The organism is Staphylococcus simiae, assembly GCF_002902085.1.
GTDB lineage: Bacteria > Bacillota > Bacilli > Staphylococcales > Staphylococcaceae > Staphylococcus > Staphylococcus simiae.
On record NZ_PPQR01000116.1, the window covers coordinates 25778 to 40514 of the forward strand.

General features: G+C 29.9%; 20 protein-coding genes, 2 tRNA genes and 6 pseudogenes. 18 read left to right on the forward strand and 10 right to left on the reverse strand.

Annotated elements, in window-relative coordinates:
- Positions 1-128: 128 nt before the first annotated feature.
- Positions 129-1115 (forward strand): lipoate--protein ligase, encoded by a 987-nt coding sequence (locus tag CD113_RS11355; RefSeq protein ID WP_002461530.1) that lies wholly within the window; start codon positions 129-131, stop codon positions 1113-1115.
- Positions 1116-1195: 80 nt separating this feature from the next.
- Here CD113_RS11355 and CD113_RS11360 read toward each other — a convergent pair whose 3' ends face one another.
- On the reverse strand, positions 1196-1414 hold the full coding sequence (locus tag CD113_RS11360) for an IDEAL domain-containing protein (protein ID WP_002461531.1): 219 nt from the start codon (positions 1412-1414) through the stop codon (positions 1196-1198).
- 207 nt (positions 1415-1621) lie between these two features.
- Here CD113_RS11360 and CD113_RS11365 point away from each other — a divergent pair, with 207 nt between their 5' ends.
- The 3 genes from CD113_RS11365 (at position 1622) to CD113_RS11375 (ending at position 2498) form a co-directional block, all read left to right on the forward strand.
- The gene (locus tag CD113_RS11365; RefSeq protein WP_002461533.1) at positions 1622-2191 is read left to right on the forward strand and encodes a competence protein ComK; all 570 of its coding nucleotides are present in this window, start codon (positions 1622-1624) and stop codon (positions 2189-2191) included.
- A 142-nt stretch (positions 2192-2333) separates the two neighbouring features.
- Positions 2334-2408, forward strand: a tRNA-Asn gene (locus CD113_RS11370).
- 1 nt (position 2409) lies between these two features.
- A tRNA-Ser gene (locus CD113_RS11375) sits at positions 2410-2498 on the forward strand.
- A gap of 242 nt (positions 2499-2740) precedes the next feature.
- Here the strand turns inward: CD113_RS11375 and CD113_RS11380 are convergent.
- From CD113_RS11380 to CD113_RS11400, 6 genes and pseudogenes are all read right to left on the reverse strand, one after another.
- A pseudogene (locus CD113_RS11380) lies at positions 2741-3217 on the reverse strand (site-specific integrase); the annotation flags it as partial.
- Between the two features lie 37 nt (positions 3218-3254).
- A complete protein-coding gene (locus CD113_RS11385; RefSeq protein ID WP_002463683.1) occupies positions 3255-3710 on the reverse strand; it encodes a phage integrase SAM-like domain-containing protein in 456 nt (151 codons plus the stop codon).
- Positions 3711-3897: 187 nt separating this feature from the next.
- A complete protein-coding gene (locus CD113_RS11390) occupies positions 3898-4737 on the reverse strand; it encodes a type II toxin-antitoxin system PemK/MazF family toxin (RefSeq protein WP_002463686.1) in 840 nt (279 codons plus the stop codon).
- A 10-nt stretch (positions 4738-4747) separates the two neighbouring features.
- A complete protein-coding gene (locus tag CD113_RS11395) occupies positions 4748-5050 on the reverse strand; it encodes an ImmA/IrrE family metallo-endopeptidase (protein ID WP_327078664.1) in 303 nt (100 codons plus the stop codon).
- 3 nt (positions 5051-5053) lie between these two features.
- The gene (locus CD113_RS12995) at positions 5054-5209 is read right to left on the reverse strand and encodes a hypothetical protein (RefSeq protein ID WP_002463689.1); all 156 of its coding nucleotides are present in this window, start codon (positions 5207-5209) and stop codon (positions 5054-5056) included.
- A gap of 15 nt (positions 5210-5224) precedes the next feature.
- Entirely contained in the window at positions 5225-5551 is a 327-nt protein-coding gene (locus CD113_RS11400) for a helix-turn-helix domain-containing protein (RefSeq protein ID WP_002463690.1), read from the reverse strand.
- 163 nt (positions 5552-5714) lie between these two features.
- On the opposite strand from CD113_RS11400, the gene CD113_RS11405 reads away from it, so the two are divergent.
- Both CD113_RS11405 and CD113_RS11410 read left to right on the forward strand, forming a co-directional pair.
- Positions 5715-5939 (forward strand): helix-turn-helix transcriptional regulator, encoded by a 225-nt coding sequence (locus tag CD113_RS11405; protein WP_002463692.1) that lies wholly within the window; start codon positions 5715-5717, stop codon positions 5937-5939.
- 22 nt (positions 5940-5961) lie between these two features.
- Positions 5962-6648 (forward strand): BRO family protein, encoded by a 687-nt coding sequence (locus CD113_RS11410; RefSeq protein WP_095092763.1) that lies wholly within the window; start codon positions 5962-5964, stop codon positions 6646-6648.
- Positions 6649-6859: 211 nt separating this feature from the next.
- On the opposite strand, the gene CD113_RS11420 is transcribed toward CD113_RS11410, so the two are convergent.
- Complete coding sequence (locus tag CD113_RS11420; protein ID WP_002464456.1) at positions 6860-7330, reverse strand: hypothetical protein; 471 nt, start codon at positions 7328-7330, stop codon at positions 6860-6862.
- Positions 7331-7422: 92 nt separating this feature from the next.
- Here CD113_RS11420 and CD113_RS12685 point away from each other — a divergent pair, with 92 nt between their 5' ends.
- Entirely contained in the window at positions 7423-7566 is a 144-nt protein-coding gene (locus CD113_RS12685) for a hypothetical protein (RefSeq protein ID WP_002464457.1), read from the forward strand.
- Here CD113_RS12685 and CD113_RS11425 read toward each other — a convergent pair.
- Positions 7556-7765, reverse strand: coding sequence for a hypothetical protein (locus tag CD113_RS11425; protein WP_002464458.1), 210 nt, complete (start codon positions 7763-7765; stop codon positions 7556-7558). The genes CD113_RS12685 and CD113_RS11425 overlap by 11 nt on opposite strands.
- A 59-nt stretch (positions 7766-7824) precedes the next feature.
- Here CD113_RS11425 and CD113_RS11430 point away from each other — a divergent pair, with 59 nt between their 5' ends.
- From CD113_RS11430 to CD113_RS12770, 7 genes and pseudogenes are all read left to right on the forward strand, one after another.
- The gene (locus tag CD113_RS11430; RefSeq protein WP_002464459.1) at positions 7825-8040 is read left to right on the forward strand and encodes a DUF771 domain-containing protein; all 216 of its coding nucleotides are present in this window, start codon (positions 7825-7827) and stop codon (positions 8038-8040) included.
- Positions 8041-8198: 158 nt separating this feature from the next.
- Positions 8199-8390: pseudogene (locus tag CD113_RS11435) on the forward strand (DUF1270 family protein).
- A 71-nt stretch (positions 8391-8461) separates the two neighbouring features.
- Positions 8462-8721: pseudogene (locus CD113_RS11440) on the forward strand (DUF1108 family protein).
- Positions 8722-8726: 5 nt separating this feature from the next.
- A complete protein-coding gene (locus tag CD113_RS11445; protein ID WP_002464463.1) occupies positions 8727-8999 on the forward strand; it encodes a hypothetical protein in 273 nt (90 codons plus the stop codon).
- Positions 8971-9192 (forward strand): DUF2483 family protein, encoded by a 222-nt coding sequence (locus CD113_RS11450; protein ID WP_002464464.1) that lies wholly within the window; start codon positions 8971-8973, stop codon positions 9190-9192. The genes CD113_RS11445 and CD113_RS11450 overlap by 29 nt, the downstream gene beginning before the upstream one ends.
- Positions 9185-9965, forward strand: a pseudogene (locus tag CD113_RS11455) (ATP-binding protein). Before CD113_RS11450 ends, CD113_RS11455 begins: the two are co-directional and overlap by 8 nt.
- A 27-nt stretch (positions 9966-9992) precedes the next feature.
- Positions 9993-10154: a hypothetical protein gene (locus CD113_RS12770; RefSeq protein ID WP_002464465.1), complete on the forward strand. Its 162-nt coding sequence runs from the start codon at positions 9993-9995 to the stop codon at positions 10152-10154.
- On the opposite strand, the gene CD113_RS12885 is transcribed toward CD113_RS12770, so the two are convergent.
- Positions 10151-10834, reverse strand: coding sequence for a DUF4145 domain-containing protein (locus CD113_RS12885; protein WP_231910031.1), 684 nt, complete (start codon positions 10832-10834; stop codon positions 10151-10153). The two genes, CD113_RS12770 and CD113_RS12885, sit on opposite strands and share 4 nt — an antisense overlap.
- 73 nt (positions 10835-10907) lie before the next feature.
- On the opposite strand from CD113_RS12885, the pseudogene CD113_RS11465 reads away from it, so the two are divergent.
- The 4 genes and pseudogenes from CD113_RS11465 to CD113_RS11490 all read left to right on the forward strand — a co-directional run.
- Positions 10908-11231: pseudogene (locus tag CD113_RS11465) on the forward strand (single-stranded DNA-binding protein); the annotation flags it as partial.
- 89 nt (positions 11232-11320) lie between these two features.
- Positions 11321-12607, forward strand: a pseudogene (gene istA, locus CD113_RS11470) (IS21 family transposase).
- Positions 12600-13364 carry an IS21-like element helper ATPase IstB gene (istB, locus tag CD113_RS11475; RefSeq protein ID WP_002464470.1) on the forward strand — a complete coding sequence of 255 codons (765 nt, stop codon included), beginning with the start codon at positions 12600-12602 and terminating at the stop codon, positions 13362-13364. Before istA ends, istB begins: the two are co-directional and overlap by 8 nt.
- A 539-nt stretch (positions 13365-13903) precedes the next feature.
- Complete coding sequence (locus CD113_RS11490) at positions 13904-14431, forward strand: hypothetical protein (RefSeq protein ID WP_002464472.1); 528 nt, start codon at positions 13904-13906, stop codon at positions 14429-14431.
- Positions 14432-14737: the final 306 nt, after the last annotated feature.

Below are 14737 nucleotides of genomic sequence, written 5' to 3' on the forward strand. Positions count from 1 at the left end.
TATAAAAATAATTAAGTAACTTTTCACTGCTAAATAACGTCAAAAATGAGTATATGATTGGCAATTTTGTTAAGAATAAGGCATAAATAAGGTAAGTGTTAAATAAAGATCATTAAGGAGAGAATAATATGAAATTTATTAGTAACAACAATATTACTGATCCCACTTTAAACTTAGCAATGGAAGAATATGTGTTAAAGAATTTACCAAGTGAAGAAAGTTATTTCTTATTCTATATTAATCGTCCATCTATTATTGTTGGTAAGAATCAGAACACGATTGAAGAAGTAAATAAGGCATACATAGATAAGCATCATATTGACGTAGTTAGACGAATATCAGGGGGCGGAGCTGTTTACCATGATACAGGTAACTTGAACTTTAGTTTTATTACAGATGATGATGGTAACAGTTTCCATAATTTTAAAAAATTTACTCAACCTATCGTTCAAGCATTACAAACTCTAGGTGTAAATGCAGAATTAACAGGACGTAATGATATTCAAGTTGGACAAGCAAAAATTTCTGGTAATGCTATGGTTAAAGTGAAAAATAGAATGTTTAGTCATGGTACATTAATGTTAAATAGTGATCTTGATGAAGTACAAAATGCCTTAAAAGTAAATCCAGCTAAAATAAAATCAAAAGGGATAAAGTCAGTACGTAAACGAGTTGCAAATATTGAAGAATTTTTAGCTGAACCAATTGATATTGAAGAATTTAAAGCGATTATTTTAAAAACAATTTTTGGAGAAAATGAAGTAGAAGAGTATATATTGACTGATGAAGATTGGGCAAACATAGAAGCTTTAAGTAATGAAAAATATAGAACTTGGGACTGGAATTATGGTAAAAATCCCAAATATAACTTTGAACGTGAAGAAAAATTTGACAAAGGATTTGTACAAATTAAATTTGATGTTAAAAGAGGTAAGATTGAACATGCTAAAATATTTGGTGATTTCTTTGGTGTAGGAGATGTTACTGATTTAGAGAATGCATTAGTTGGATGTTTGCATGATTTCGAACATATTGAAGAAGCGTTAGCAGAATATGATTTATACCATTATTTTGGAGATATCGATCGTCACGAATTAATTAGATTAATGTCATAATAGTAAATAAGGACTATTCTTACATATTATATGGAGTAAGAGTAGTCCTTTAAATATTAATGATGGAATAACATATTTTATTACTCACTTGTAAAAGCCTCCAGATTACTATATTCTGTAACATACATGTGAAATGCTTCTTCATTCTTGTTAACTAGAGCTTGGTCAATTAAATCTTCAAGTTGTTGTTTTCTAACTTCTCTCAAGGCTTCATCGATGATTAATTCAATACCTAAATCATTAACAGTAGTCACAAATTGTTCGAGTGTTGTGTGCTTAACATGTGTATTGTATTTCATTTAAATCACTACCTTTCTCTAATTTATAGTTAGTATACATTTTTTTAATTTTGAAATCAATGAATATTCTGACTATTTTAATTATATTAATGTAAAATTATACTAAAGGAATAACTTGACATTAGATAATATTATTATAAAATATTTTGTATTATCAGTTGTTTAAATGATTGATAATGAATAATTTAATAAAGTGAGGTAATGCCTATGCATTCACAAAGTGTTTATGTTATTCGCAAGGGAGATATGGTTATTCGTCCAGTTACAGATGAATATGATCAACCTAATGGCAGTGAAATTATACGCTTTGATCAAACTAGGATACATAATCCATTTAAAGTTCAAAAAATAATCGAACGCTCCTGTAAATTTTACGGCAATACGTATTTAGGTAAAAAAGCTGAAACTAATCGTATTACTGCCATTTCAAGTAAACCACCAATTTTATTGACGCCACTTTTTCCAACTTACTTTTTTCCAACACATTCTGATAGACAACGAGAAAACATCTGGATTAATATGCATTACATTGAAGAAATTAAAGAATTAAAAAACCGCAAATGTCGTGTTACTTTTATTAATAACGAAAGTATCATCCTTCACGTTTCATACCACAGTTTATGGCATCAATATACAAATGCTATTTTATACTACTATCTTGTTGATAAACAATCCCGTATGATATCTAGAAACCCAGATCAACCAATTGACTATAATAAAGCAACACTCAATATTTTTGAAGCTTTAACGCGATATTCTTTATTTGAAGATAAATAAATTGTTTATAATTAAAATATGCGGAATGTTTTATAACTATAGTGTAAATGTTCTGCATATTTTTTTGTACTTTCTCTTGCAAATTGAGTTAATCTTGTTATAATAATATTTGTGCTTGATGTTGAGCCACATTAATAATTATTCCACAGTAGCTCAGTGGTAGAGCTATCGGCTGTTAACCGATCGGTCGTAGGTTCGAGTCCTACCTGTGGAGCCATGGAAACGTACTCAAGTTGGCTGAAGAGGCGCCCCTGCTAAGGGTGTAGGTCGCGAGAGCGGCGCGAGGGTTCGAATCCCTCCGTTTCCGTTATTTGCTTATTCCTCGTTAAATCTCGTTAAACAAAACGTTGATTTGACGGGGTTTTGTTATATCTTGTTATACTTCGTTAAAACCCGTAAACTAAAATGAACGTCCCCGAAACGTTCCCGTAATATGTTAACTTTTTATATAACGTCCCCGAAAACTTAAATAACGTTCCCGTTCATATTTTCTAACGCTCCAAGAGCTTTTGTTTTTTCTTTTTGTTCTATTTCATCTAATAAATGAGAATAAACGTCCATTGTAGTTTTTATACTTTTATGACCTAACCTTTTTGAAATGTAATAGATTGATACATCATTGTGTAACAAGTAAGAACAATGTGTGTGTCTGATACTGTGTAATGTATATTTGCCAATACGTTTTTCTAAACAATATTTTTGCATAACTTTAGTTACTGCGTTGTGTGTAATTAACGAAACTCCAGTGTTGAACAATTGAGTGGATAAATTTGTTGGCATTTTCGCCAAAGTATTTTGTAATATTTTCATATCAGTTAGTGGAACATCAACTGTTCTGTCAGATGTTTCTGTTTTAGTACCTGGTAGATGTATTGTACAATCTTTAAAATTTAAATCAGATTTGCACAATCGTTGTACTTCTCCGAAACGGCCACCAGTGATGATTAATATATAAATAAATACATAGGATTGGATAGGAGTATTAGCAACGTATTCTTTCAATCCGATAAAATCTTTAATACTCATGAATTTTTCTTCTTCGCGTTGTGCGGGTATAGTTCCTTTAACAACAACTTTGTAAGTAGGGTCTTTGTGTATTAAACGTTCTTGAATTGCATCGTCTATAGAAGTTGTGTATTTTTCTAACTGTTTCTGTCGAATGATTTGATCCATACCATTTAATAAATTTGCGATAAAAGGTAGTGTTTAAATCAGATAGAATAACATCACTGAAATTTTCAGTCTCTAAAAAGGTTTTAAATTGATTGATTGCATTTTTGAATGTTGCATAGGCTTTGTCTGTAACGACACCTTCCTTATTAACTTTAATCCAATCATTGTAATAGTCGATAAAAGATGTTTTATTGTTGATTACAAAACCTTTCATCACTTTATTGCGTGCTATAGATTCTGCTTGAGTTGCATCACGTTTAGTTCTAAAACCTTTCTTTTTATAACGTTTGCCTTCATATCCAAAATCGTAATGCCACTTTCCATTTGGTTGTTTTCTTATTGACATTTGATCTCCTCCTCAAAAAAAGTAAAAAATAATAAGGGTAGGTGTACTACCCGATAAAATTTCATAAAAAAAGACCAGATGAGTTAACATCTGGTCACCGGGATTTCACCGGGAATGAGCTACTTGTTAAAGTAGAAAGCGGGATTTCACCGCGAATTATTAAACTAAATATACCAGATATAATTTATTATTTCAACTTTTTTATAAACCTTATTAATATTTGTTTTTCTATTTTTTCTAAATCTTTTTCATTTATTTGAATTTTTCCAGTGGGATCTTCATCATTTATTTTTTGTATTCTTTTTTTACTAATACTTGTTATAGCAGAAACGTTAGCGTATGATTGTTTGTCTTTGTGTTTTTGGAAAACAGTTTCAACAACTTTCATGTTTTTTGCCCGTTTTATCATATAGTTTATATTGTTTTTATAAGCTTCGGCCTCGTCTTTTATTAGATTTTCAATTTCATAGTATAACTTGTTCATATAATGTTCTGTAATATAACCGTATTTATAAAGTAACATGTTTCTAGATGCTTTTTCTTTTATTGTTGCTTCATGCTTGTTCATAATGTCATTTGCCATGTTTTTTAAATTGTCAGCTTCCTTGTATAATTGATCAACTTCTTTATTTAATTTAATAATAGTAATGTCCAATATAGAAGATTCTAGTTGAATGTAATGCTTTGATTGTTTTGAAGATAAGGGAATTACTGTAATAGTTTCTTTATTTGGATTATCCTTATTATCTAAAACTATGCAAAAATGATTACCTGAGAATTCTTTGCCAATGTTGCTTCCTAAATTAACATAAACAATTGTCCCTTTTTTGTATACAGAATACCTTCTATTGGTGGAATATGAGTTTTCTTCTAGCAGATGGGAGGCATAAAAATCTATCCACTCTGGTAAATATTTTATTTTTCTGTTTTTCTTATTTGCTTTATTAAATGTATCAATTAACTTAGTTGTAGAATTTAAAAACGATTTATATGCTTTTTCTTTTTTATTAAAGTCCAGATCCGTCAACCACCTTTATTTATATTTGTTTATATTTAAATACTCTCAATGGCTCAAATTTAATTACATAATCAACACATTGAGCGTTTAATCCATATTTTTGCTTGTAATGTTCGATTGTATTTAAAACAAACTGTTGCGTTACTTCAAAATATTCAGCTAACTCATGTAGATTATGTATACCTTGTTTAAATGCTTTCACAATATCGTTGAGCGTTATCAACACTTCATTGGCTAAGCGTCTAGCTTTCAACTCGAACTTACGGTTTAACATGTCTTTGTCATCTATAATGTTACCGTAAGTGATTTTGTGGTGAGCTATTTCTTAAGCTAGTGTTTCTAATTTGGTTTCATCATCTTTATTACCATTAATGAAAATTTCTCCATTCATATATATGCCAGATAAGAACTGAGGCATATCTAAACTTTCGTTAATAGTTATTGAATTATATTTAATTATTAAATCTTCATATCGTCCCATAAAAACAATCCTTTGTTATTTCTTTCTATTCTTAACAAATTCAATAAATTGTTGTACTTCCTCCATTTCTTCATCTGTTAAATCTGAATAATCTAAATGAGCAGCGATAGTATCTTGTTGCATACTTTTATCTTCTGTGATTTTAGATTTAGGAACATTAAAGTAATTAGCTAATTCTTGTACTTTGGAAATTCTAGGGTATTTCACTTCTTTTAGCCAGTTAGAGATTGTGGATTGACTTACGCCTATAGCTTCAGATAATTCTACTTGAGTGATGTTGTTTTCTTTCATAAGTTGTCTTAAATTCTCCGATAAAATTTTTCTAGCACTTTTATATTCCATGTTTTTGCTCCTTTAGTATTACTTAATGTAATATTAATTTACCATAAGTGATATCACTTTACAACACAAAATATTACTTTTTCAAAATAAATATCACTTTAAGTGTTAATATATTACTTTAAGTGATAGTACAGTTGTAAATGTCCACAGGAGGTGACACGAAATGCCAGAGAATTTTAAAGAATTTCCAGTAAAAGTATGGCGTACTAATTCGAAAATGACACAACAAGATGTAGCTGATAAATTAGGAGTTACTAAACAATCTAATATAAGATGGGAAAAAGATGATGCTGAATTAAAAGGTTTACAACTTTATGCTTTAGCCAAATTATTCAACACTGAAGTTGATTTTATAAAAGCTAAAAAATTTAATATCAATATCACTTAAAGTGATAAAAGAAGGAAACAAAATGAACGATTTACAGACATTTAATTTCGAAGAATTACCAGTAAGAACATTAACAGTTGATGAGGAACCGTATTTTGTTGGAAAAGATGTGGCTGAAGTATTAGGGTATTCAAAAGCACGGAATGCGATTTCAAAATATGTTGATAGTGAAGATAAAAAGGATGCCCCAATTCAGGGCACCCCTGGTGGAACTCAAAAAATGACCATCATCAACGAATCTGGATTGTATAGTCTAATATTCTCATCAAAATTAGAAAGTGCTAAACGATTTAAACGTTGGGTAACATCAGAAGTTTTACCGACATTACGTAAAACTGGGACATACCAAGTTAAACCATTAACAACATCTGAACAAATCCAATTAATCGCAAAAGGTAACACAGAATTAGACGAACGTGTAACTAGAATTGAAGAAACATACCCAATCATGCACGGAGAAGCTAAACATATACAAAAGTTAGTAGCGCAAAAGGTAGCCGAAGTTGTAAGAAATAAATTCAATGGTTACTACAACCAAGTATCACGCAAATTGTTCGCAGAGATATACAAAAGTATTAAGAACATTTTCGAAGTTCCGAGTTATAACTGTATACCGCGAGGACGTTATGAAGAAGCAATCAGATTTGTTGAAAGATGGCAACCGTCTTACGAAACGATGTATCAATTAGAAATGAAATTGATGGATTAAAGGAGGAAATCAAATGGAAGGAGAAAACAAGTTAAGTAGAGGTCATATTTTTCATGTTTACAAATTGAAAGAGAAAGCGTTTGAAGAATTTTATAAACAGAGCATCAGGAACTGGCTAACGAAATACTTCAATCAATAAAGAAAAAAGAACCAACGTATGAGGAAGCATACGCGATCCTTAATCTTGTTCATGCAAAATTACAATATGAGTCTAATTTTGTCCATGTTTTACCAATTGAAAAGAAATAAATTCTAAATCATTATCGATTTTTACGATCGGTATGTTCCAGCTTTTGTCTAAAGAAACGATATTATATGCATAATCAGAGCAATCTATGTCGAAATTGTAAAAATAATTATTTTCTAAAAGGTAAATCATTAAATAATTTGTTTCTTTGTTTTTGTAATAGTTTAACAATTGGTTAAATTTAAATTTTTCTTTGAATGCATTGTATTTGGAACTGACTTCTGTATAAAGCATTTCTTTATTATCAAAAATAGATGAAATAGTTTTAGGCTCCGAAAGATAAAATTCGCCATTTAAATGAAGGGGCAAAGTTAAGTCTAACGTTACAAATTGATTATTCCATTTACAAATTAATTTGTATGAAAAGTCTAATTTTAAATCATCACTGATTAATTTAAGCAAAATATCAATACATTTTAATTCTTTATAACTCATAACTCTCACCTCCTAATAAGGAGTATAGCAGAAATAAGCGTTGAGATGACGTATCAATTAGAAACGAAATTGAATGATTAAGGAGGAAACAGATGCTACTTAAACTAAAAATAATTAGAGAAAAAAACAAACTTAAACTGAATTTATTAAGACATGCAAATCATAATTTGAAAGTGAGAAATAACCCTGAACTGTTACGAGCAGTTGCAGAGTTGCTTAAAGAAATTAATCGATAAATTCGATGAATTCGATTTTAACTGAAGCGATAGCTACTACTTTGTCACCAACAAAAGTATATGATCCATTTGTGAACAAGGAGTTTTTAATAATTTCCTTTGATATTTCAACAATTCCGCGTTGAGATGACTTTATTACTTTTTCTAAATTATCGACTTCAACAAATTTATCATTAGAAATATGTAACCCAGCTTTCATTCAACACACCTCCTTTCACAAAAGAAATAACAACATTATACACGAAAGGAATGATGATCATGAACACTAAAACATGGTGGACTATGAAAGACCTTGAGGCAGAAACAAGTAAATCACGTAATTGGTTGAAAGCTAATATTTTAGAAGTTCCAGTATTCAAAAAAGAGATTGAAACCTTTGTACATTATCCAATCAATAACAATGATGAATATAGATTTATCAGAAGTAAAATGAAACAATTTTTAGAAGATAAGTTTCATATGATTTTCGGTTAAAGGAGGTGATATCAATGAGCGATGAAATGGCGACATATTGGTTTAACTTCTTATATGAACGAGGTCTTATCCACGAAGTATTAAGAGAAGAAGGTATTATAGCACCCTTAGAAAAAGATGGAGATAAAAAAACAGCAAGTGAGGAAAGGGGTGAAAAAATGAGTAAAGAATACGCTAGTTACTTAATCGCAACATTAATCTTCACAGTAATAAGCATTGTCCTACTACCGTTTCTGTAATTTACTACAGCATTGGCAGTAGGCGCATTCGCAAGTATCGTAGCATTCATTTTCTACAACAACCACTTTTTTCGACAAATAAAAAAGACTAAAACTTGCGCCAACAAGTAACAGTCAAAAATTTAAAATATACGAAATATAACTTAATTAAAATATACGAAATATAACGGAGGTAGTCAAGTATGTATTACAAAATTGGAGACGTCGCACAGAAAGTTATCAGATTTGAGGGCTTTGACTTCAATTGGCAGTGAAGAAACAAGACTATGGCGTGTTGATTAGCGTATTAGATTTGGAAGGTAGATATATTGCTGGCATGAACATCGAAGAAGAAAGCGACATATACATTGCTACAGACAATCTACAACAAGCTATGCGCGAATGGATTGAAGAAAATACTGATGAAAGAGACCGACTAATGAATTTAGTCATGAAATGGTGATTACTATGAAACATACATTATTAAGAATTGCTAATGAGCTAAATGAATTACTTTTACATTCAGATATAGAGGCGTGGTGCCAATTTAAAAAGAGGGACGATGGAAGTGTAACGGTTGATTTCACACATTTTGATGACAGTTACAGACATTCAAATAAATCTTTAATGATTTATCCTCACCACTCCGACGAAGAGGCTCAAGAAGTATACGAACAAATGAAACTTGTTATTGCAGGGGAGGAATTAATTGATGAAACAAACAGTAACTCATCTAATTAAGCACAGAGAAACTGGCTTGTATGTAACTAACCGATCTACCGAACAGAACGATACGATTAAGTATTCAACTGATAGAAGAGACGGAAGAGAGTTTGACGGCATAGACAAGTCAGTCATCGATATGAACGCACATGTAGCAGTCAAACATACACATACGGAAGATGACACATATGAGAAGGTTGAATATGACTGAACAAGCTAATGAAGAAGTAGACATCTTAACTCAATTAGGCGTTAAAGATATTATTAAACAGAATGCTGATAAATTCTACAAATTTGCGATTTATGGAAAGTTTGGTGACTGGTAAAACAACATTCTTAACTAAGAATAATGACGCTCTAGTATTAGATATTAACGAAGATGGGACAACTGTAACCGAAGATGGTGCAGTAGCTCAAATTAAAAACTACAAACACTTTTCATACTTAATTAAACACTTACCGGAAGTTATAGAAAAACTAAGAGCTAACGGAAAAGAAATCAATGTAGTAGTAATAGAAACTATTCAAAAGCTACGAGACATCACAATGGACGACATCATGGACGGCAAGAGCAGAAAGCCAACATTTAATGATTGGGGCGAATGCGCTACACGTATTGTGAGTATTTATCGCTTTATCTCTAAGCTACAAGAAAAATACCAATTCCATTTAGCGATAAGTGGTCATGAAGGCATCAACAAAGATAAAGATGATGAGGGTAGCACAATCAATCCTACTATCACCATTGAGGCGCAAGATCAGATTAAAAAAGCAGTTGTAAGTCAATCTGATGTGTTAGCAAGAATGACTATAGAAGAACATGAAGAGAACGGAGAAAAGAGATATCAATACGTGTTAAACGCTGAGCCATCTAATCTATTTGAAACTAAGATAAGACACGCTAGTAACGTAACAATAAGTAATAAACGCTTTATCAATCCAAGTATTAACGATGTAGTACAAGCAATCAGAAACGGAAACTAATAAAACTAAAAAGGATGGTAATATACTATGAAAAAAACTAATATAACACATCAACCGCCGGAAGCAGTTGATGTAGTTAAATTAATTAAAATTATTTGTTTGAAAGGAAATGGAAATGAAGATCCTATTAGAAAAGTTGAAAGATATTATGACTTAAATGACACGTTTATATTTGAAAAAAATATTTAGTCTTTATTAATGAATTCATTTGCTTCATGAACACTAATTTCTAAACTTACTAAAGCAGTTAAAGCGTGTAAAAATTTCTTTAAATCTTGTACATCTTTATCAACATGTTTTCTAACATAATGCGTTTCATCATTTCCAATCCAACTAGCTGCACGTGCTAAATTATTAATTCTTGCATCATCAATTTTGGAAATGCATTGTCCAAGTTGTTGCGTCGATATTTTAGTTTCATCTTCATTTTTACATTTAATTAAATAGTCTTTAACAAGAAATTCAATTGCTTTTCTATATCCGATACCAGCTAAATGATCAAATTTTAAACCTTCTGCATTTGAACTTTGAATAATAATATTTTTGAATTCTTTACTTATTTTATCAATTTCACTTGGATATTCGAACAATGTTTCAGGTATAGGTTTGTCATTATCCATTTTAAGTTCAGCAATGTAACCTCCGTCTGTGAAATTAACCTTATAGGTTTGCAAGAAGTGCTTATTACAACTAGGGCATTGTAGAGTTAATGACACTGGAAAGTCTTTATTACTTGTATCAAATGGAGTTGTAGTTAGTATAGAAGGACTTATATTGGATTTACACCAAGGACAATAATTTGGTAATTCTATATCATATTTTCCATATGCAGAACCTTGAGTATTTAACAATCGGATTTTGTATTTCAAAAAATATCACTCACTTTCAAAAATTAGAATTAAATATATTATACAAAAATAACATAAAGGACGGTATATAAATATGAAAATTACAGGACAAACACAACATATTAATGAAACTAATCAAGAGGCATTCTTAAAAGGTGGAGATTTTCTCGGAGCTGGAGAATTTACTGTAAAAGTTGCAAAGGTTGAATTTAACGATAAAGAGAACAGATATTTCACAATCGTTTTTGAAAACAACGAAGGTAAACAGTATACACACAATCAATTCGTGCCACCATTCCAACAAGACTTCCAAGAAAAACAATACATTGAGTTATTAAGTAGATTGGATATCAAATTAAACTTACCAGACTTAACTTTCGACACAGACCAATTAATTAACAAAATGGGGACAATTGTGGAAATGATAATTTAATAATGTACACTTTTGACTGTTTAAGTATGTACAATCTTTAAAATTTAGAGATAATTTTATTGAGGTGAATAACAATGAAATTATCTTTAGATATAAATACGGATTATGAAGTTACAACTCTTTCAGATTTACCAAAATTAAAAATTGTTATGGAGAGCTTAAACATGAAAATTAATAAAAGTGAAATCGCAAGACAAATGAATGTAGATCGAAGAACAGTAGAAAAGTATTTAAATGGCTTTAAACCTTCGGTTAATAGAAAAAAACAATCTAAAATTGATCCCTATTATGATTTAATAAAAGATTTATTGTCTGAAGAATGTGAACAGAAATTCTTTTATAAACGTGTGCTGTGGCAGTACCTTAAAGATAATCATGGTCTAAATTGTGCGTATTCCACATTTAGAACATATATAAGAAAACATGATTCATTCAATAATTATTTTAAAAAAGGACGACAAAAGTCAACGCCTGTTGGGACAACTAGATTTGAAACAAAACCAGGTTGCCAAGCTTAATTTGATTGGAAGGAAGATATAAGATTTAAAACGAAGGATCATCAGGAGGTATCTTTAAATATTGGCGTATTACTTCTGTCTTATTCACGCTTTAAAATAATGCAAGTTACGATGAGTAAATCTTTAGATGTGTTACTTAATTTAATGGTTCAAGCTTTTGAATCTATTGAAGGTGTTCCAGAGGAACTTGTTACAGATAATATGAAAACAGTGATGAGTCAACCTAGGACTGAAACGTTTAGTGGACAAGTTAATCCTAAATTCAAACAATTCGCTGATGATTTTAATTTTAAAGTAAAGCCGTGTATAGCTGGCCGTCCTAGAACAAAAGGTAAAGTAGAATCTATTATGAAAATATTAGATGAAATTCATGCCTATCAAGGACAATTATACTTACATGAAATTCCACAATTTATTGCCGAATTAAATGATCATTTGAATTACTCAGTGCATAATGGGACAGGTAAAATACCAGTAATTGAAGTAAAAAAAGAAAAGAGCTTCTTACAGCCATTACCCAATGTCCATGTAAGAAACTCATATAAAGTAGAACATAAATATTTGAAAGTCAATCGTTCGAATATGATTACATATCGCTCCAATCAATATTCAGTACCAGCTGAATACTTTGGAAAAACGGTTGAAGTTCAAGTTTATGATCAACGTTTGTTTGTTTATTATAACACTAAATTAATCGTTGAGCATCCTATTACTAATCGCAAATTAAATTATCAGCAACAGCATTATTTAGAAACGCTAGCTGTCTCCTATGGAGACCATGATGATATCAATCAGCTCGCCTTAGATAATTTAAAAACGATAGGAGACATGTATGATGACTAATATAACTAACTACCAACGTTTAAAAGATAATCTAGCATATTTAAAAATGAATCAAATGATTAATCATTTAGATGAGGTAATAGATTTTAGTATCACTAACGATTTAACATTTGTCGATACATTAATTAAATTAAGTGATTATGAAATTGCAGTTAAAGAAAAGAATATGATTGAATCAATGGTTAAGGTAGCAGCATTCCCTTTTAAGAAGGAACTATGTGATTTTGATTTTTCATTTCAACCTAACATCAATAAACAGGAAATCGTAGATTTTACTAATTTACGATTTATAGAAAACCAACAGAACATTGTCTTTTTAGGTCCAAGTGGCGTAGGTAAAACACATCTAGCTACATCAATTGGTATGTCAGCAGCGAAAAAAAGAGTAAGTACTTATTTCATTAAATGTCATGATTTAATACAAAATTTGAAAAAATCTCAATTAGAGAATCGATTAGAAAATAGACTCAAGCACTATAGTAAATATAAATTACTAATTATTGATGAAATAGGCTATTTACCTATTGATAGTGAAGATGCCAAACTCTTTTTCCAACTTATTGATTTAAGGTACGAGAAGAAAAGTACCATTTTTACGACAAATATTAATTTTAATTTATGGAATGAAATATTTGAAGACCCTAAAATAGCAAATGCCATTTTAGATCGCATATTACATCACTCAAATGTCATTAAAATAACAGGAAAATCTTATCGGTTAAAAGACCATTTTACGAAAGTTGAAAAGACAGAATGACAATTTTGTACATACTTAAACGATCATTTTTGTACATTCTTTTATTGACATTTACAGTTCATCGTGCACTTACAACAAAACGCCTCTACAAGTGGGGATTGAAATCATTAACCCAACTCGCAGAGGCGGCTTACGCAAGATATTGAACCGCCGAGTACGGAACCGTACACACGGTGGTGTGAGAGGACGGATAATCAAATAATGGTTATCCTCCTACTCGATTATTGAAAACTTTTTCTATTAAATCAATATACAAGCTAAATAAATAGATTAATTACAAAAGAATGTGAAGTTGTGACATATGTTAAATGTAATTGATGAATTAGTAGAGTGGAGTGTCTATATGATAACTCATAAGAAAGGAGAATTAAGTAATATTAATAGATTGGAAATCATGAAAATAAATGCACAAAATCAATATACTATTGCTAGTATAAAAAATATTAACTTTGTACCAGTAAAAAATAAATTTTACCAACTTACTTTATTTAATAATTTATAATATAATTATTTTATCTAATTGGAGGTGTGTTTATAAAATGTTTAAATTTAGTAAATCGTTTATGATGTTAATAGTTATTGTAGTTGGGATTGTTGCTTTATATGGATGTGGTAAATCAGATATAGATGGCAAAAGTTTTAAAGTATTTCACAAAAATAAATTTGAAGCAACAATGGAGTTTGGCAAAAATAATGAATTGACAGTAAAATCAGCAGAAGGTAAATATAATGCAGGTCAAGAATTTAGAGGAGAATATCAATTAAAAGAAGTTGATGGAAAACAATTTTTATTACTTCCTAAACTAGACAGTGAAATATTAGATATTCAAACTTTTGGATATAAAACTGTTGAGATTGATAACTTAAATAGTAAAGATAAAAAAGATTGGTATGTATATCAGTTGGAAGAAAAGGATAATAAATTTTTCATGTATGATTTAACTATTAAAGAGGGAAAGGCAGATAAGTTTAAAGATATTAATGATTTAAATATGTTAGAAATAAAAAAAGAAGATGATAAAAATGATATTAACTCTATTTTAGAACCTAATGACAATGTAAACTAATATTAATTTGTAACCTAGAAATAATTTATAAAATATTCTGAAATTTAACTCGATAAACAACTTTAATATCGGCTACATTAGCATTAATCAAATAAGAATTATTATATGTCTATTGATATATATTAAATTTAGACATATAAAAAAGGGGAATAAAGAAGATAAATTGGCGTTTATCAACTTTACATCATCTAACCACTATCTACCTAGTGACTAGACTTATCCTCATATCTGGTGTTTAGTTTAAATTATATTGGCGTATAATTTAAACAGATAACACTTATTTAAATATATTATATAGCACAGGGT

What these genes read in the sequence shown, in the direction of transcription:
- CD113_RS12685 (WP_002464457.1), top strand. Translation starts at nt 7,423, where the DNA reads ATGCTACTTAAACTAAAAATAATTAGAGAAAAAAACAAACTTAAACTG.
- istB (WP_002464470.1), top strand. Translation starts at nt 12,600, where the DNA reads ATGACTAATATAACTAACTACCAACGTTTAAAAGATAATCTAGCATAT.
- CD113_RS11400 (WP_002463690.1), bottom strand. Translation starts at nt 5,551, where the DNA reads ATGGAATATAAAAGTGCTAGAAAAATTTTATCGGAGAATTTAAGACAA.
- CD113_RS11450 (WP_002464464.1), top strand. Translation starts at nt 8,971, where the DNA reads ATGAAACAAACAGTAACTCATCTAATTAAGCACAGAGAAACTGGCTTG.
- CD113_RS11405 (WP_002463692.1), top strand. Translation starts at nt 5,715, where the DNA reads ATGCCAGAGAATTTTAAAGAATTTCCAGTAAAAGTATGGCGTACTAAT.
- CD113_RS12995 (WP_002463689.1), bottom strand. Translation starts at nt 5,209, where the DNA reads ATGGGACGATATGAAGATTTAATAATTAAATATAATTCAATAACTATT.
- CD113_RS11355 (WP_002461530.1), top strand. Translation starts at nt 129, where the DNA reads ATGAAATTTATTAGTAACAACAATATTACTGATCCCACTTTAAACTTA.
- CD113_RS11445 (WP_002464463.1), top strand. Translation starts at nt 8,727, where the DNA reads ATGAAACATACATTATTAAGAATTGCTAATGAGCTAAATGAATTACTT.
- CD113_RS11490 (WP_002464472.1), top strand. Translation starts at nt 13,904, where the DNA reads ATGTTTAAATTTAGTAAATCGTTTATGATGTTAATAGTTATTGTAGTT.
- CD113_RS11385 (WP_002463683.1), bottom strand. Translation starts at nt 3,710, where the DNA reads ATGTCAATAAGAAAACAACCAAATGGAAAGTGGCATTACGATTTTGGA.
- CD113_RS11360 (WP_002461531.1), bottom strand. Translation starts at nt 1,414, where the DNA reads ATGAAATACAATACACATGTTAAGCACACAACACTCGAACAATTTGTG.
- CD113_RS11420 (WP_002464456.1), bottom strand. Translation starts at nt 7,330, where the DNA reads ATGAGTTATAAAGAATTAAAATGTATTGATATTTTGCTTAAATTAATC.
- CD113_RS12770 (WP_002464465.1), top strand. Translation starts at nt 9,993, where the DNA reads ATGAAAAAAACTAATATAACACATCAACCGCCGGAAGCAGTTGATGTA.
- CD113_RS11425 (WP_002464458.1), bottom strand. Translation starts at nt 7,765, where the DNA reads ATGAAAGCTGGGTTACATATTTCTAATGATAAATTTGTTGAAGTCGAT.
- CD113_RS11430 (WP_002464459.1), top strand. Translation starts at nt 7,825, where the DNA reads ATGAACACTAAAACATGGTGGACTATGAAAGACCTTGAGGCAGAAACA.
- CD113_RS11365 (WP_002461533.1), top strand. Translation starts at nt 1,622, where the DNA reads ATGCATTCACAAAGTGTTTATGTTATTCGCAAGGGAGATATGGTTATT.
- CD113_RS11410 (WP_095092763.1), top strand. Translation starts at nt 5,962, where the DNA reads ATGAACGATTTACAGACATTTAATTTCGAAGAATTACCAGTAAGAACA.